This is a genomic window from Methylosinus sp. DMC45 (assembly GCF_056313885.1).
On the sequence record NZ_JBQUZK010000046.1, the window covers coordinates 119,817 to 135,576 of the forward strand.

The following is a 15,760-nucleotide window of genomic DNA, read 5'->3' on the forward strand; positions in this document are numbered from 1 at the left end:
GCTCTCATCCTGGGCAAAGGTCGCGCCGCTGCGGCGCCTCGAGCAGCCGGCATATAGGCCGCGCCGCCGCCCCGGCAATCCGCGCCGCCTCCACGCTCGCGGCGAGGCTCGTGCGAAGGCGCACAGCCGCGCGGGATGGCGCCTCCTATGCTCCTTTCACGCTCGACGAGAGCGCGAAGCGAGGGGATGGGGCCATGAAGACCGAAATCATGAACAGCGAAACGTCGATCGAGATCATCCGCCGCGCCATGGAGGCCAAGGGCGGTCTGCCGGTCGCCGTGGCGAGCCTTTCCGCCGAGGCCGATCTCTACGCCGGCGGGCTCTCGCCCTTCTGCGCCGTTCAGGTGATGCTGTGGCTCGAGGCGGAGCTCGGCGTGGAGTTTCCGAAGTCCATGCTGCAGCGCCGCAGCATGGCGACCATGGCGACGATCGCCGCGCTCATCGGCGATCTGCTGCAGGCCGAGGCTCACCTGCGGGCGGCGTGATCACCGCACCACGACGCGGGCGCCTTTGGCGACGCGCTTGTAGAGATCGATCACATCCGCATTGAGCATGCGGATGCAGCCGGAAGAGACCGCGCGGCCAATGCTCTCCGGCTCATTGGTTCCGTGAATGCGGAACAAAGTGTCCTTCTGCCCCTGGAACAGATAAAGCGCCCGCGCGCCGAGCGGATTTCTCAAGCCCCCGTCCATATGCTCGGGCAGATCGGGGCGGCGCTCCAGCATTTCCGGCGGCGGCGTCCAGCCCGGCCAGAAAGCTTTGCGGCCGATCTTCGCTTCGCCCTTCCAGGCGAAGCCCGTGCGGCCGACGCCGATCGCATATTCCACCGCCTTGCCGTCCTCGAGCGAGAGATAGAGACGCCGCGCGCGCGTGTCGATCGTCAGCGTGCCGGGCTCCTCGGCGGTGGGGTCGCCGATAAAACGCCGCCGCGTCTGCCGCATGTCGACATCGTCGTCATAGTCGATCGGCGTCGAATAATTCGGGTCGGCGTCGGGCGGCAGGGCGGCGAGGCGCTCCCGGTCGCGATCGTCACGCTCGTGATTTTCCCTGGCGCGCGCTCGCTGCGCGTCGCGGCGCTCTTCGTCGAACGGCCAATTGGCGCGCGCGCGCTGGCGGCGCGGCTGCGCCTCGTAGTCGGGGTCGGCCGCCGCGCCATTCTGCGTCGACTCCGGCCAGAAATAATATTGCGCGGTCGCCGCGCTCGCATTGGCCAGCAGAGCGGCGACGCCGAGGACGAGACGCAGATGAAGCGACATGACGGTCTTTCCGATCGATTCCGACGCTCTTTGTCGAAGACGAAAAAGGCGAAAAGCGGAACGGCGCCGCGACGATGGCGCATCCCCGCCCATGAGCCATATGGAGCGCCGGCGCGGGCGTGACAGGGCCGGCCGACTCGTCGTCGATCATCGCAGAGCCGGGGACCAAAAGCCACGCTCGCGCCGAAAATGAAAGGACGCGGAAACGAAAAAAGCCCGGCGGCTCGCCGGGCTCTCTCGTCTCGCGGAAAGTTGGGCGAGGCGCGCTACTTCGGCTGCGGCACGATGCGGAGATAGGGCTTGGGCGCCTTCCAGCCCTCGGGATAGATCGTCTTCGCCTCATCGTCGGAGACCGAGCCGGCGATGATGACGTCGTCGCCCTGCTTCCAATTCACCGGCGTCGCGACGCGATGCTTGGCGGTCAGCTGGATCGAATCCAGCACGCGGATCACCTCGTCGAAATTGCGGCCCGTCGTCATGGGATAGGCGATGACGAGCTTGATCTTCTTGTCCGGCCCGATGATGAACACATTGCGCACGGTCAGATTGTCGGCCGGCGTGCGCGTCGCGGAATCGCCGGAGGCGGCCGCCGGCAGCATGCCATAGAGCTTGGAGACATTGAGGTCGGCGTCGCCGATGACGGGATAATTCGGCGCCGCGCCTTGGGTTTCTTCTATGTCCTTGGCCCAGGCGGCGTGATTGTCGACCTTGTCGACGCTGAGCCCGATGACCTTGGTTCCGCGCTTGTCGAATTCGGCTTTCACCTTGGCGAGATAGCCGAGCTCTGTCGTGCAGACGGGGGTGAAGTCCTTGGGATGCGAGAACAGGACGACATAAGAATCGCCGATCCAATCATGGAACTTGATGCGTCCCTCGGTCGTGTCGGCTTCGAAATCCGGCGCTGCTTCGCCAATTTGGAGCGGCATATGCGGTACTCCTCGCTCGATGTTCGAACCCTCTTCGAGTCGTCGCTGTCGAGATTTGCGGCGGCTGCGCGATCGTGTGCAGAAATCATACCGAAGGAGAAACGGCCTTCAATGCGAATTTTGTCGGCAATTGTACTATGCTGAAACCTTCTCTTTTTCATGACAGCTGCGACATGAGCTGCCGACATGGCGTCGAGACGGAGAATGGTTCTGTCTCGTATCGATGAAGAGAAAGAATTTCTTTCTTCCCGCCTCGGCTTTCGTCTTGTCGCATCTGCGACAGAGGGCGCGGCGATTGTCAGGGTTCCGCATCCGCCTGACGCGACGGCTCGGCCGCGGCGAAGGCGGGATGGGCGAGGCAATGCGCCTCCACGGCGAGAAGCTTCGGCAGCGTCTCGAGCGGCGTCGAGAAGCGCCGCGCCGCGAAGAGCTGCGGCACGAGGCAGACGTCGGCGAGCGTCGGCTGCGCGCCGAAGCAGAAGGGGCCGGGCTCGACGAGCCGTTCCACCGCCTCGAGCCCGCCCTGCAGAGCCCAATGATGGACCCAGGCGTCGACGCCGGAGTCGTCCTGCCCCAGCCGCTCGCGCAAATAGTCCAGCACACGGCGATTGTTCAGCGGATGAATGTCGCAGGCGATGGCGAGCGCGACGCCGCGCACCTTGGCCGCGAGCAGCGGATCTTTCGGCGTCAGCAGCGGCTGCGGCGCGAGCGCGTCGAGATAATCGATGATCGCCAATGATTGGGTGAGGATCGTCCCATCGTCCAGCTCGAGCGCCGGCGCGAGGCCTTGCGGATTCTTTGCGAGATAATCGGCTCCGCGCTGCTCGCCGCGCGCGAGATGCACGGGGATTCGCTCGACGTCCAAGTCTTTCAGCTCGATCGCGATGCGCACGCGATAGGCGGCCGAGGAGCGGAAATAATCATAGAGCTTCATTGCCGTCGTCTCCGCCGTCCGCTCTGGAATCGCAGGTCGCGCGCAATATGTTGAAGGAGTGCGCCATTCGCAAGGAGGCCGCAATGTCGCCTTCGCCGGAAAATCCGATGGGAACGGATGGTTTCGAATTCGTCGAGTTCGCCCATCCCGAGCCGGCGAAGCTCGCGGCTCTGCTCGAGCAGATGGGCTTCGTCGCCGTCGCGCGTCATCGCTCCAAGGATGTGACGCTCTATCGCCAGGGCGACGTGAATTATGTGCTCAACGCCGAGCCGGACAGCTTCGCCGCGGATTTCGCCCGCGCGCATGGGCCTTGCGCCTGTGCCATGGGCTTTCGCGTGGCGGATGCGCGCGTCGCCTATGAGCGCGCGCTCGCCTTGGGCGCGAGCGCGGCGGAGACGAAGATCGGGCCGATGGAATTGAAGATTCCGGCGCTCGTCGGCGTCGGCGGCGCATTGATCTATCTCGTCGATCGCTATGGCGAGCGCGGCTCGATCTTCGACGTCGATTTTCGCTGGACCGGCGCGCGCGATCCGCATCCCGAAGGCGTCGGCCTCACGGTCATCGATCACCTCACCCATAATGTCTATCGCGGCCATATGGACGAATGGGCCGGGTGGTACGAGCGCTTCTTCTCCTTTCGGCAGATTCGCTATTTCGACATAGAGGGCGAGCTCACCGGCCTGCATTCGCGCGCCATGACCAGCCCCTGCGGGAAGATACGAATTCCGATCAACGAGAGCGTCGACGACAAGAGTCAGATCGAGGAATATCTCGTCGCTTATCGGGGAGAAGGCATTCAGCATGTCGCCTGCGCCTGCGACGACATTTATCGCACGGTGACGGCGCTGCGGGCGCGCGGGCTGCAATTCATGCCGGCGCCGCCGGATTCTTATTACGCTCGCGTCGAGGAGCGGCTTCCCGGCCATGGCGAGCCGCTGGAGCGCTTGCGCGAGCTGGGCATTCTCATCGACGGCGAGGGACGCAGGCTGCTGTTGCAGATTTTCTCGAAGACGGTGATCGGGCCGATCTTCTTCGAGTTCATCGAGCGCAAGGGCGACGAGGGATTCGGCGAGGGAAATTTCCGCGCTCTGTTCCAGTCGATCGAGGACGATCAGGTGAACCGCGGCGTGCTGCGCGCGGGAGGGTGAGGGATGAATTCGACGCGACGCAGAACCCACCTCCCCCTCGAGGGGGGAGGTCGACCGCCGAAGGCGGGCGGGAGGGGGTGACGCCCGCATCTCGGGAGCGACCCCACCCCGGATCGCTTCGCGGTCCGACCCTCCCCCTGAAGGGGAGGGTGGGGCGCGCGCCGCCATTCGGAGATTGAGCCATGACTCTCCGCTACATGTCCGGCTTCGGCAATGAGTTCGCCAGCGAGGCGCTGCCGGGCGCTCTGCCGATCGGGCAGAACTCTCCGCAGCATTGCCCCTATAAGCTCTATGCAGAGCAATTGTCGGGCTCGCCCTTCACCGCGCCGCGCGGCGCCAACACGCGCAGCTGGCTCTATCGCATTCGCCCGTCGGTGCAGCATTTCGGGCGTTTCGAGCGGCTCGAGCTTCCCTTCTGGACGAGCGCGCCTTCGCGCGAGGAGCATGATCTGCCGCTCGGCCGCTATCGCTGGGGGCCGCCGCCCATGCCCGATGGCGCGGTCACTTTTCTCGCCGGCGTGCGCATGATGACGACGGCCGGCGACGTCGATGCGCAGAGCGGCATGGCGGCGGGGCTCTATTTCGTCACGCGCTCGATGACCGATGATTATTTCTACGACGCCGACGGCGAATTGCTGCTGCTGCCGCAGGAGGGCGCGTTGCGCCTCGTCACCGAATTCGGCGTGATGGAGATCGCGCCCGGCGAGATCGGCGTCGTTCCGCGCGGCGTGAAATTCAAGGCGGAGCCGATCGCCGGGCCGGCGCGCGGCTATCTGTGCGAAAATTACGGCGCGCCTTTCACTCTGCCGAATCGCGGGCCGATCGGCGCCAATTGCCTCGCCAACGCCCGCGATTTCGAGACGCCCGTCGCGGCTTTCGAGGATGTCGAGCGGCCATGCCGGCTCACGGTGAAATGGGGCGGCAAATTCTTCATCTGCGGGCTCGATCATTCGCCGCTGGATGTCGTCGCCTGGCATGGCGATTACGCGCCCTACAAATATGATCTTCGGCGCTTCGCGCCGGTCGGCGCTCTGCTCTTCGACCATCCCGATCCGTCGATCTTCTGCGTGCTGACGGCGCCCTCGGAGCGGGAGGGGACGGCCAATATCGATTTTCTGATCTTCCCCGAGCGGTGGCTCGTCGCCGAGCATACGTTTCGTCCGCCCTGGTTCCATATGAATGTGATGAGCGAATTCATGGGGCTGATCTATGGGCGCTATGACGCCAAGGCGGAGGGGTTCGCGCCCGGCGGCGTCTCGCTGCACAACAGCATGCTGCCGCATGGGCCGGATGCGCAGAGCTTCGCGCAGGCGAGCGCGGAGGCGCTGGTCCCGCAAAAGCTCGAGGGGACGCTCGCCTTCATGCTGGAGACGCGGCTGCCGCAGCATGTGACGCGCTACGCCGCGCGGCTCGAGACATATCAGAATGATTATGCCGATTGCTGGGCGGGGCTCGCGCGCCGCTTCGACGGAACGCCGTGAGGACAAGCGATGAAGCTCGCTTCTTTGAAAGCCGGACGCGACGGCAGGCTCGTCGTCGTCTCGCGGGATTTGACGCGCGCCACGCAGGCGGCGGCGGTCGCGCCCACTCTGCAGGCGGCGCTGGATGATTGGCCGCGCGCCGCGCCGCGGCTCGCCGAGATCGCCGAGCGGCTGGAGGCGGGGCTGATCCCCTCCTTTCGCTTTCGCGAGCATGAGTGCGCGTCGCCGCTGCCGCGCGCCTATCAATGGGCCGACGGCTCGGCCTATGTGAATCACGTCGCTCTGGTGCGCAAGGCGCGCGGCGTGGAGATGCCCCCCTCCTTTTGGAGCGATCCGCTGATCTATCAGGGCGGCTCGGACGGCTTTCTCGGCCCGCGCGATCCCATCCCTTTTCTCGATGAGAAATTCGGCCTCGATCTCGAGGCGGAGGTCGCCGTCGTCGCCGACGATGTTCCGCTCGGCGTGGACGCCCGGTCGGCGCGCGCCCATATCGCGCTCGTCATGCTGGCCAATGACGTGACCTTGCGCGGCCTCACCGCCGGCGAGCTGGCCAAGGGCTTCGGCTTTTTCCAATCCAAGCCCGCCTCCGCTTTTTCTCCCGTCGCCGTGACGCCGGACGAGCTCGGCGCGGCATGGGACGGCGGGCGGCTCTCCGCGCCGCTGCTGTCCTTCGTCAATGGCGCGCCGCTCGGCCGGCCCGACGCCGGCGTCGACATGACCTTCGATTTCGGCGGCCTCATCGCCCATGCGGCGCGCACCCGCGGGCTCTGCGCCGGCGCCATCATCGGCTCCGGCACTGTGTCGAATCGCGCCGCCGACGGCGGGCCGGGCCTGCCGATCGCCGATGGAGGGGTGGGCTATTCCTGCCTCGCCGAGCAGCGCGTCGTCGAGAGTCTCCTCGGCGGCGCGGCGCGCACGCGATTTCTGCTGCCGGGCGACCGCATCCGCATAGAGATGCGCGACGTCGCGGGTCACTCGATCTTCGGCGCGATCGAGCAGGAGGTGGTCGCGGCCAGCGAGATTTAGGGAGACATTGGGGGATGGTTCGCCCAAGGGCGGCGCTCCCTCCGGGGGAGAAGGGAGCGCCGCGCAGTGGCGGCCGACAAGAGAAGCGAGGCGGCATGGACCGCATTTGGTCCGCTCGGCGCTCGCTCGGAAGGCGCAGCTCGTCGGAGGGAGGTCCGATCTCCGCCTTTTTCGAGTCGGTCGACAGATTCCGCGAGCCTCACCGGCCCTGAACCGCTTTTCCGTCGCATGTCCCGCCTCGCATCGGGGGGAGATTTCGCGCCTCGGGGAAAGGCGCGTCGAGGATGAGACATTGGGCGACGCAATTGCGGGGTCCGCCATCCGGGACGGCGAGCGCTCGCGGAAGTCCGCTCGAATTGTCGCCGCTCCCGGGAGAAGAGCGCGACAATTCGTGTTTCTTGTTCCTGTGGCCTACGTGACGCCCGCGCGTTCAGACGCGAGAGAAACGAGGAACGAAGCTTAGGAGACAAGCCGGACGCAGCGCGTCCGGGAGGGCCGCATCGACATCAGACGAAGGCAGGCGGCGCTCGCGAGCGGAGATTGTCCGGGCTCTCATCGAGGTCCCGACCGAGGCGAGAGGCGAAATCGAAACGCGTGGAAATCTCGAAACGATAAACGATATGCGTGATGGTCGCCGGCAAGGTCGGCGCCGCGCTGGCGACGCAGGCGTCGCAGCAGACGACGAAGGGCGTCTTGGGCGCGCCATGGGACTTTTGGAAATCCTGGCAGAAAGCGGCGCGATCCTCGAAGACGCTGACGCCCGCTCCCCCATGGCCGCGATGCGACGCGAAGCCCAGCGCGCCGACGATGATCGTCAGCGTATAGAGCCCCAGCGCCAGTCGCCGGAAAAAGGTCGAGCGTAATCTATCGGCCATGGTCAACGAGACTTGCATTCATCTTTGTCAGAGTCAAGGAGAGCGCGAGCGGCGCTTCACCAAGAAAAGCCGCGCAGCTCGAAGGATCGGGCGATGGAGAGGCCGGCGGTGAATTGATTGCGGGAGCCGATCTCATTGGGAATCGGGCTCGCGCCGACGCTGCCGGTCAGCCGCTGCAGGCCGCCGTAAATGGTGGCGTTGGTGTCCTTGGTGAAATCATAGCGGAAGGTGGCGAGCCCGCCGGCGGCGGTGAATCCGCCATTGGCCTCATAGGGCTCGATGCGGCCATTGGCCAGAGATTCGAAAGGCGTCACCGAGAAATAGGCGTTGGCGTATCGATTGTCGCCGAGGCTGAGGCGCGGTCCGAAGGAGAGCGTCGCGCGGCCGTCGCCGCCATAGACATCGGCCCCCAGCGAGGCGACGAAGCCCTTGTGCCCGTCTATGCCCTGCCGCAGCTCGGCGCGCGTGCGGAAATGCTCGCCCTGATATTCGGCGAAGCCGCCGATCTCATGAGTGAGCTCGACAGTGTGCACGCCAGTGAGCCCGTCGCGCTGTCCGCGCTTGAACACGAAATTGGCCACGGGACCAGCGCGAAAGCCGTTGTAGTCGAGAATGGCGAAGCCGAATCCATCGTCGGGCGTCGAGAACAGCTCCGGCTCGCCGATGCGTCGGAAGCTGATCGAGGGAAACGGATACGGGCGCAGCGTGCCAGAGCCCGGAAAGCTCGGCGTCAGCGCGCCCATGACGCCCACCGTCACGATCCAACCCTGATCCGCCGCGGCGAATATGGGGGCAGGGGGCTCCTGCGCGCGCAGATCTCCAGTGCGCAAATCCCCGGTGCGCAGGTCTTGCGCGCGCACGTCTTGCGCACGGACGTCTTGCGCGCGCGGCTCCTCGGCACGCGCAAAAGGGGCTGCGCCGGCAAGGCCGACACAGGCGAGAAGGCCGATCATCGCGGCGCGGGCGCGAGGCATGGCGGAACCCTCCTTGCAGCGTAACCAATTCGTCATCATTATCAGCCGCCGGCCGAAGCTGCCAAGTCCGTGGAGACGCGGCCTCTTTTTCGCCGCTATGCATCCACCGGGCGCGATCGGAGCGGAGCGATGGAAAAGGACAGGCTGGCCGCTTTCAGCGACGGCGTCGTCGCGATCATCGTCACCATAATGGTGCTGGAGCTGAAGGCGCCGCATAGCGCGGATTGGTCCGCGCTCATTCCGCTGGCTCCGACTTTCGCCAGCTATGCGCTCAGCTTCGTCTATGTCGCCATCTATTGGAACAATCACCATCATCTGCTCTACGCCGTCTCGCGGGTGGATGGCCGCGTGCTGTGGGCCAACATGCATCTGCTGTTCTGGCTGTCGCTCATCCCCTTCGCCACCGCCTGGATGGCGGACAATGATTTCGCCCGCGCGCCCACCATTCTCTACGGGCTCACGCTGCTGCTGCCGGCGATCGCTTATTATCTGCTGACATTGGCGATATTGCGGGCGGACGGCCCGGCCTCGCCGCTCGCCGGCGCGCTCGGCCGCGATGTGAAGACCAAAGCGTCGATCGCACTGTATTTTTGCGCCGTCGCCGGGGGATATTTCGCTTCTCCGCTGCTGGCGCTCGCCATCTATGTGGGGGTCGCGATCATGTGGTTCGCGCCCGATCCGCGCATAGAGAGGACCGTCGCCGGCTCACGAGATCAGCGATAGATCCAGGCGTTGCGGGACAGCACGCCCTCGCCGCCCATAATCCGCACCGCCGCGTCGCGCACCAGCGCCATCGGCCCGGAGAAATGGCAATTGGCGCCTTGCTCGCGCGAGGCGCGCTGAACGCGGGTCGCCCGCGCGATTCGCGCCGATTGATAGGCCGCGAGCGCCGTCTCCACTTCCGCGCGTGCATCGGTGAAGGCGTGGCCGAGCGCTGCGGCGTCCTCTATCGCCTGCGCCGCGCCCTGGGCGAGGAAGGGCACCATGGGATGCGCGGCGTCGCCGAGCAGCGCCACGCGGCCGCGGCCCCAGCGCGTGAGCTCCGGGCGGGCGTAGAGCGGCCAACGTCGCCAAGCGTCGCCGGCTTCCAGCAGCGCGCGCAGATCGCGGCTCCAGCGCGAAAAGCCCATCGCCTGGACCAGTTCCTCGCCGGAGCGCGTCTCGGCGATGGGGCCGCGATCGGCGCGATCCTCGATAATGGCGACGGCGCTGACGATGCTGGCGTCGCGCAGCGGATAATGGACGACATGTCCGCCCGGCCCGAGCCAAATGTGAGTTTCGCGCTCGCGCAGGGCCGCGGGCGCCGAATCGATCGGCATCAGCGTCCGCCAGGCGGTGAGCCGCGCCGAACGGGGCGCGTCGTCTGCGAGGAGGCCGAGCGCATCGCGAATCGTCGAGCGCAGCCCATCGGCGCCGATCAGCGCCGCCGCCTCCAGCGTCGCCTCGCCGATCGCCGGCCGCACGCAATCCGCATCCTGCGTGAAGCCCGCGCAGCGCGCGGCGATGCGCGTCTCGACGCCGAGGCGCTGCGCCTCGTCGAGCAGCGCTTTCTGCAGATCGGCGCGATGGAAGACGCGGAAGGGCGCGCCCCAGCGGTCGCGCGCCTCGGCGAGCGGCAGTCGCGCCAGAACGGCGCCGTCGGCGGCGCGGCGAATATTGAGGGCGCGCGGCTCGAGGGCGACGGCGTCCAGCGCCGGGCGCATGCCGAAGCCCTGTAGAATTCGCCCGGCGTTGGGCGAGATTTGCAGGCCGGCGCCCACTTCCTCAATGCGCTCGGCCTGCTCGAGGACGAGCGTCCTTTTGCCGGCGCGCGCCAGGGCGATCGCCGCCGCGAGCCCGCCTATGCCGGCGCCGACGACGATGAAGGGAGCGCCCATTCGCGCGGCGTCAGGCGGTCGGGTCGAGGACGGTCTCGGAATGATAGACGCATTCGGCCGGATCGGCCGCGCCATGGCCGAGGGCGGCGTCGAACACATAATGCGTCGAGCAATAGGGGCAGACCGCCTCGTCCGCCGCGCCCATGTCGATGAAGACATGCGGATGGTCGAAGGGCGGCAGCGCGCCGATGCACATGAATTCCTTGGAGCCGACCGTGATCTTGGCGACGCCCGGCTGATTGTGGAAGTGCGGTGTGGAATCGTGCGACATGGCGGGGAATCCCTCGAGCGGTCGGTTGGCTGCGCGCAGCTATATTGGAGCCGCGCGGTTTTGGGTAGGGGGAGGAAGGTCGCGGGGAGCGCGGAAGCCGTTGATCGAACCAATCTGGTTCACATATAATCTGTATGAACCAACGAGGGCATCGCCCATGACTGCCTTTACCGTCCGTGTGGCCGACGCCACCGCCGCCAAGCTCGAGAAGCTCGCCAAGAAGCTCGACCGTTCGCGTTCATTCGTCGCGGCGCAGGCGATCGAGGATTTCGTGGAGCGCGAGGGGTGGCAGCTCGCCGAGATCGACGCCGGATTGGCCGACGCCGAGCGCGGAGATTTCGCCTCCGAGGCTGAGCTGGCCGAGGTCGTCCAGAAATATGTGAAGCCCGCCCGTAAGGCATGAGCCGCCGCACGATCCGTTGGACCAAGCGAGCCCTGCGTCGGCTCGACCAGATCGGCGCCCATATCGCGAAGGACAATCCACCCACCGCCGGGCGCGTTGTCGCGCGGATCGTCTCGGCGGTGGATGCTCTCTCGGAACATCCGGCGATCGGCCGCACGGGACGCTTCGCGGGCATGCGTGAGCTGGCGTTGGCCGATATTCCCTATGTCATCCCCTATCGCGTCACATTGAGTGAAGTCGAGATTTTGACTGTCATGCACGCGGCTCAAAAATGGCCGGAGGAATTATGAGCGCGGATCCCGAAAGGGGAGGGAGCGCGCTCTGATATCGCGAGGCGTTCGCCCCCTCACCCCCGCACCCGCACATACTCCCCCGGCGCGTCGCAGAGCGGCTTCAGCTTCCCGCCGCCGGGGATGCGCGCCGGCACGCGCTGCGGCGCTTGCGCGGTGATCCAGGCGAGCCAGTCGCCCCACCAGGAACCCTTGTTCTCATGGGCGGTCTTCGCCCAATCCTCATAGAGGCCCACGGGCGGGCCGCCGGTCCAATATTGATATTTGTTCTTGGCCGGCGGATTGACGACGCCCGCTATATGGCCGGCGCCGGCGAGCACATAGCGCACCTCGCCGCCGAAATATTTCGCGCCGGTGAAGACGGAGCGCGCCGGCGCGATGTGATCTTCCTTGGCGGCGAGCTCATAGATCGGAATTTTCACCTTGCGCAGATTGAGCGTGACGCCGTCTATGACCATGCGGCCCTGCGACAGCGCATTCTCTATGTAGCAATAGCGCAGATAGAAGAGATGGTTCGCGCGCGGGATGCGCGTGCAATCGGAGTTCCAGGTGAGGAGATCGAAAGCCGCCGGCTCGACGCCCTTCATGTAATTGTTGACGAAATAGGTCCAGAACAATTCATTCGGACGCAGAAGATTGAAGGTCGTCGCCATTTTGACGCCTTCGAGATAGCCGGTGCGCGACATGGCCTCGTCGAGCGCGGCGAGGCGCGCCTCGTCGATGAAGACCTGCATGTCGCCGGCGTCGGTGAAATCCACCTGCGTCGCCAGAAAGGTCACGCTGTCGATGCGATCGTCGCCCTTCTCGGCCATATAGGCGAGCGTGGCGGCGAGCATTGTGCCGCCGACGCAATAGCCGGCCGCCGCCACATGTTTCGCGCCTGTCGCCTGCTGCACCGCGTCCAGCGCGGCGAGCACGCCTTCCTTCATATAGGCGTCGAAGCCTTTCTCCGCCTGGCTCTCGTCGGGATTGACCCAGGAGATGACGAAGACGGTGAGGCCCTGCGCCGTCGCCCAGCGCACGAAGCTCTTCTCGCGATTGAGATCGAGCACATAGAATTTGTTGATCCAGGGCGGCACGATCAGCAGCGGGCGCTCATAGACCGTCTCTGTCGACGGCGCATATTGGATGAGCTCCATCACCGGCGTGCGATAGACGACCTTGCCGGGCGTGGTCGCCATATCGACGCCGAGCTCGAATTTGCTCTCGTCGCTCTGACGCAGCTTCAGCATGCCATGGCCGGCGGAGAGATCCTCGGTCAGCATCTTCATGCCGCGCACGAGATTCTCGCCGCGCGCGTCGAGCGTGGCGCGCAGCAGCTCGGGATTTGTGGCGACGAAATTGGAGGGCGACAGCGCGCTGGCGACGAGCCGCGTGTAGAAGGCCGCCTTGGCCTTCACCTGCGGGTCGAGCCCTTCTGTGCGCTCCACTGCGTCGCCGGCCCAGCGCGTCGTCAGCGCATAGGATTGGCGCAGCCAGTCGAAGAAGGGATTGTCGTTCCACTCCGGCGCTGCGAAGCGCTTGTCATTGGGGTCCGGCGGCACGATCGGCGGCGTGTCCTCGCCGGAGAAGCGGCGCAGCGTCTGGCTCCAAATATCGGTGAGGCCGGCGACGAGCGTCGCCTGGGCGGCGTAGGCCTGATCCGGCTTGGCCATCCAGCGCTCGGCGACGACGCCCAGCGTCTTGACGGCGTCGGCGACATTGCTGGCCAGCTCGCTGCGCGTGTCGCCCGGCTCCATCCCGCCTATGGCGGCGGCCAGCGCCTTGCGGCCCTGATCGACGAGCCGAGCGAGATTTTCCGCAAAAATCTCGAAATCATGCGCGTTCGGCGCGGCCGTGGTCAGAGCCGGCGGCTTTTGCCGCGCGGCGGCCGGCGCGGGCTGGGGCTCGGGCTCCGGCGCCCGGCGCGCCAGCCGGTCGACCAGCAGGCGACGCTGCTCCTCGGACAATTCCTCCACGGCGCTGGCCAGCAGCGCGGCCGCGGCCTCGAGCGCGGCGTGACGATCGGCCTCTGCATCCTTTGCGACGGCGTGGCGGGGCGCCGGCGCGGCTATGGCCGGGGCCGGCTTTTTCAACTTTGCTTTCGCCGCCGGTTTCGCCGGCGCCGCTGCCACGGGCTTTTTCACCGCGCCGTCGCCTTTGGGCGCGCGGCCCTCCAGCGTGAGCGTCGACGTTCGCTCGCCTGCCGCGGCGCGCCCCTTCGGCGCCGCTGGCGCAGCTCGGGGCTCGACCCGGGGCTCGGCCTCGGGCTCGGCCGCGGCGTGAAGCGGCGGCCGCCGTTTGGCTCCGGCTGGCGAACGTCTTTGTGCGGTCATGGGCTGTCCTGTCCTCGGCGGCTTCGCGCCGCCGGCCTCGTCTCTTCCTTAGAGCATATCCCGCGAAGGTTCGGAAACCGTCTCTCACGGAGAAAAGCGCTTCCTCCAATACTTAAGCGCGGCGATGCGTCGCGGAAGGGCGGGAGCCCCCATATCGGCGCCCCCTTATCAAAGCCGCATTGTCGCACTATGACGGAGGCCAGCCTCTGGAGAAGCCGATGATTTGCCGTCTCGCGATCTGCCTCGCCCTGTTCGCCGTCGCCGCGGGCGGCGCGCGCGCGCAGGAAGCGGGGTCCGAGACCGCGGGCGAGTCGATCGGCAAATTCTTCGAGGGAATGGAGATGCGGCGTCCGCCGCCGGCCCCGGCCGATTTCGTCGAGCGCTCGCGCAATGGGGCGACCGGCTACACGCCCTTCGCCGCGCCGACGCCGGCGGCCGACGTCAAGAAAGACGTCAAGAAGAGCGCCGCCCGCGCCGCCGAGCTCGAGAAAGAGCTCATCGCCGCCGCGGCCGCCAATCGCGCCCGCGGCGCCCGCGTCAAAATTCCCGACGCGCCGAAAGAGCGGCGCGCCGAGACGAAACAGCGCCAGAGCGCGCAATAGCGCGCTAGATTCTTTCGTCGGACGCGAATTCTGGTCGTTTCGAACATCCCGTTCGAGCGGACAGCGCTCTAGCTCTTTCGAAAGGGTTTCGCGCCATACTCGTCCGCCGCGCCTCGAAACGAGGTCGGCGGAGCTTTCAACGGAAATAGGCGATGTCGGACTTCTATCGCATCAAGCGGCTTCCCCCTTATGTTTTCGAGCAGGTCAATCGGCTCAAGGCCAAGGCGCGCGCCGGCGGCGCCGATATCATCGATCTCGGCATGGGCAATCCCGATCTGCCCGCGCCGCGCCATGTGATCGAGAAGCTGGTCGAGACGGCCGGCCGTCCGCGCACCGATCGCTATTCGGCCTCCAAGGGCATCGCCGGTCTGCGCCGCGCCCAGGCCGGCTATTACGAGCGCCGCTTCGGCGTGAAGCTCGATCCCGAGACGCAGGTGGTGGCGACGCTCGGCTCCAAGGAAGGCTTCGCCAATATGGCGCAGGCGATCACCGCGCCCGGCGATGTGATCCTCGCGCCCAATCCGTCCTATCCCATTCACGCCTTCGGCTTTCTGATGGCCGGCGGCGTCATCCGCTCCGTGCCGGCCGATCCGACGCCGCAGCTCTTCCATGCGCTGGAAAAGGCGGTCGCCCATTCCATTCCCAAGCCCATCGCCATCGTCGTCTGCTATCCGGCCAATCCGACGGCGACGGTCGCCTCGCTGGATTTCTACAAGGATCTCGTCGCCTTCGCGAAGCGGCACGACATATTCGTGCTCTCCGACATCGCCTATGCCGAGGTCTATTTCGACGATAATCCGCCGCCGTCGATCCTGCAGGTCAATGGCGCGATCGACATAGCCGTCGAATTCTCGTCTCTGTCGAAGACCTTCTCCATGGCCGGCTGGCGCATCGGCTTCGCGGTCGGCAATGAGCGTTTGTGCGCCGCGCTGGCGCGGGTGAAGAGCTATCTCGACTATGGCGCCTTCACGCCGGTGCAGGTGGCGGCGACCGCGGCGCTCAACGGCCCGGACGATTGCATCAAGGAGATGCGCGCCATCTATAAGAAGCGCCGCGACGTGATGGTGGAGAGCTTCGCGCAGGCGGGCTGGCCGATCCCGGCGCCTTCCGCGTCGATGTTCGTCTGGGCGCCGATCCCGGAGCGCTTTTCCGGCATGACCAGCCTCGAATTTTCCAAGCTCCTCATCGAGAAGGCGGATGTCGCCGTCGCGCCGGGCGTCGGCTTCGGCGAGCATGGCGAAGGCTATCTGCGTCTCGCTCTGGTCGAGAATGAGCAGCGCATTCGCCAGGCGGCGCGCAATCTGCGCCGCTTCTTCGAGGGCGCGGAGACGACGCTGCACAATGTCGTGCCGCTGCAGGCGCGCGGCTGACGCAGCGAGCGA

The 15,760-nt window shown here is 66.3% G+C and carries 17 protein-coding genes; 9 read left to right on the plus strand and 8 right to left on the minus strand.

All coding sequences use genetic code 11. The annotated features are described in order from the left end of the window. The first annotated feature begins 194 nt into the window (after positions 1 to 194). The gene (locus tag ACT53T_RS14465; protein ID WP_476161732.1) at positions 195 to 485 is read left to right on the plus strand and encodes an acyl carrier protein; all 291 of its coding nucleotides are present in this window, start codon (positions 195 to 197) and stop codon (positions 483 to 485) included. Here the strand turns inward: ACT53T_RS14465 and ACT53T_RS14470 are convergent, their stop codons facing one another. The 3 genes from ACT53T_RS14470 to maiA form a co-directional block, all read right to left on the minus strand. Then, the gene (locus ACT53T_RS14470) at positions 486 to 1,256 is read right to left on the minus strand and encodes a L,D-transpeptidase (RefSeq protein ID WP_476161733.1); all 771 of its coding nucleotides are present in this window, start codon (positions 1,254 to 1,256) and stop codon (positions 486 to 488) included. It abuts the gene before it with no gap. Positions 1,257 to 1,522: 266 nt separating this feature from the next. Next, complete coding sequence (locus tag ACT53T_RS14475; RefSeq protein ID WP_018266423.1) at positions 1,523 to 2,182, minus strand: peroxiredoxin; 660 nt, start codon at positions 2,180 to 2,182, stop codon at positions 1,523 to 1,525. A gap of 298 nt (positions 2,183 to 2,480) precedes the next feature. After that, positions 2,481 to 3,116: a maleylacetoacetate isomerase gene (gene maiA, locus ACT53T_RS14480; RefSeq protein WP_476161734.1), complete on the minus strand. Its 636-nt coding sequence runs from the start codon at positions 3,114 to 3,116 to the stop codon at positions 2,481 to 2,483. A gap of 83 nt (positions 3,117 to 3,199) precedes the next feature. Here maiA and hppD point away from each other — a divergent pair, with 83 nt between their 5' ends. The 3 genes from hppD to ACT53T_RS14495 all read left to right on the plus strand — a co-directional run bounded on the left by hppD (position 3,200) and on the right by ACT53T_RS14495 (position 6,771). Next, the gene (gene hppD / locus ACT53T_RS14485) at positions 3,200 to 4,264 is read left to right on the plus strand and encodes a 4-hydroxyphenylpyruvate dioxygenase (protein WP_476161735.1); all 1,065 of its coding nucleotides are present in this window, start codon (positions 3,200 to 3,202) and stop codon (positions 4,262 to 4,264) included. Between the two features lie 182 nt (positions 4,265 to 4,446). Continuing rightward, positions 4,447 to 5,745, plus strand: a complete 1,299-nt coding sequence (gene hmgA, locus ACT53T_RS14490; RefSeq protein ID WP_476161736.1) for a homogentisate 1,2-dioxygenase — start codon at positions 4,447 to 4,449, stop codon at positions 5,743 to 5,745. A 9-nt stretch (positions 5,746 to 5,754) separates the two neighbouring features. After that, positions 5,755 to 6,771, plus strand: a complete 1,017-nt coding sequence (locus ACT53T_RS14495) for a fumarylacetoacetate hydrolase family protein (protein WP_476161737.1) — start codon at positions 5,755 to 5,757, stop codon at positions 6,769 to 6,771. Positions 6,772 to 7,277: 506 nt separating this feature from the next. On the opposite strand, the gene ACT53T_RS14500 is transcribed toward ACT53T_RS14495, so the two are convergent. Further along, the gene (locus tag ACT53T_RS14500; RefSeq protein WP_400769496.1) at positions 7,278 to 7,664 is read right to left on the minus strand and encodes a hypothetical protein; all 387 of its coding nucleotides are present in this window, start codon (positions 7,662 to 7,664) and stop codon (positions 7,278 to 7,280) included. A 38-nt stretch (positions 7,665 to 7,702) separates the two neighbouring features. Beyond that, on the minus strand, positions 7,703 to 8,620 hold the full coding sequence (locus ACT53T_RS14505) for a MipA/OmpV family protein (RefSeq protein ID WP_476161738.1): 918 nt from the start codon (positions 8,618 to 8,620) through the stop codon (positions 7,703 to 7,705). 129 nt (positions 8,621 to 8,749) lie between these two features. On the opposite strand from ACT53T_RS14505, the gene ACT53T_RS14510 reads away from it, so the two are divergent. Further along, entirely contained in the window at positions 8,750 to 9,343 is a 594-nt protein-coding gene (locus ACT53T_RS14510) for a TMEM175 family protein (protein ID WP_400769492.1), read from the plus strand. Here ACT53T_RS14510 and ACT53T_RS14515 read toward each other — a convergent pair. Further along, positions 9,334 to 10,497, minus strand: coding sequence for an FAD-dependent monooxygenase (locus ACT53T_RS14515; RefSeq protein ID WP_476161739.1), 1,164 nt, complete (start codon positions 10,495 to 10,497; stop codon positions 9,334 to 9,336). The genes ACT53T_RS14510 and ACT53T_RS14515 overlap by 10 nt on opposite strands. A gap of 10 nt (positions 10,498 to 10,507) precedes the next feature. Then, positions 10,508 to 10,768 carry a zinc-finger domain-containing protein gene (locus tag ACT53T_RS14520; RefSeq protein WP_018266414.1) on the minus strand — a complete coding sequence of 87 codons (261 nt, stop codon included), beginning with the start codon at positions 10,766 to 10,768 and terminating at the stop codon, positions 10,508 to 10,510. Between the two features lie 157 nt (positions 10,769 to 10,925). On the opposite strand from ACT53T_RS14520, the gene ACT53T_RS14525 reads away from it, so the two are divergent. Next, positions 10,926 to 11,171, plus strand: coding sequence for a CopG family ribbon-helix-helix protein (locus ACT53T_RS14525; RefSeq protein ID WP_476161740.1), 246 nt, complete (start codon positions 10,926 to 10,928; stop codon positions 11,169 to 11,171). Beyond that, entirely contained in the window at positions 11,168 to 11,461 is a 294-nt protein-coding gene (locus ACT53T_RS14530; protein WP_476161741.1) for a type II toxin-antitoxin system RelE/ParE family toxin, read from the plus strand. The genes ACT53T_RS14525 and ACT53T_RS14530 overlap by 4 nt, the downstream gene beginning before the upstream one ends. Before the next feature lie 56 nt (positions 11,462 to 11,517). Here the strand turns inward: ACT53T_RS14530 and ACT53T_RS14535 are convergent, their stop codons facing one another. Next, entirely contained in the window at positions 11,518 to 13,776 is a 2,259-nt protein-coding gene (locus ACT53T_RS14535) for a PHA/PHB synthase family protein (RefSeq protein WP_476161742.1), read from the minus strand. 218 nt (positions 13,777 to 13,994) lie between these two features. Here ACT53T_RS14535 and ACT53T_RS14540 point away from each other — a divergent pair, with 218 nt between their 5' ends. Together ACT53T_RS14540 and ACT53T_RS14545 are read left to right on the plus strand one after the other, a co-directional pair. Then, entirely contained in the window at positions 13,995 to 14,378 is a 384-nt protein-coding gene (locus ACT53T_RS14540) for a hypothetical protein (protein WP_400769484.1), read from the plus strand. A gap of 152 nt (positions 14,379 to 14,530) precedes the next feature. Continuing rightward, a complete protein-coding gene (locus tag ACT53T_RS14545) occupies positions 14,531 to 15,748 on the plus strand; it encodes an LL-diaminopimelate aminotransferase (protein ID WP_018266410.1) in 1,218 nt (405 codons plus the stop codon). Positions 15,749 to 15,760 lie beyond the last annotated feature (12 nt).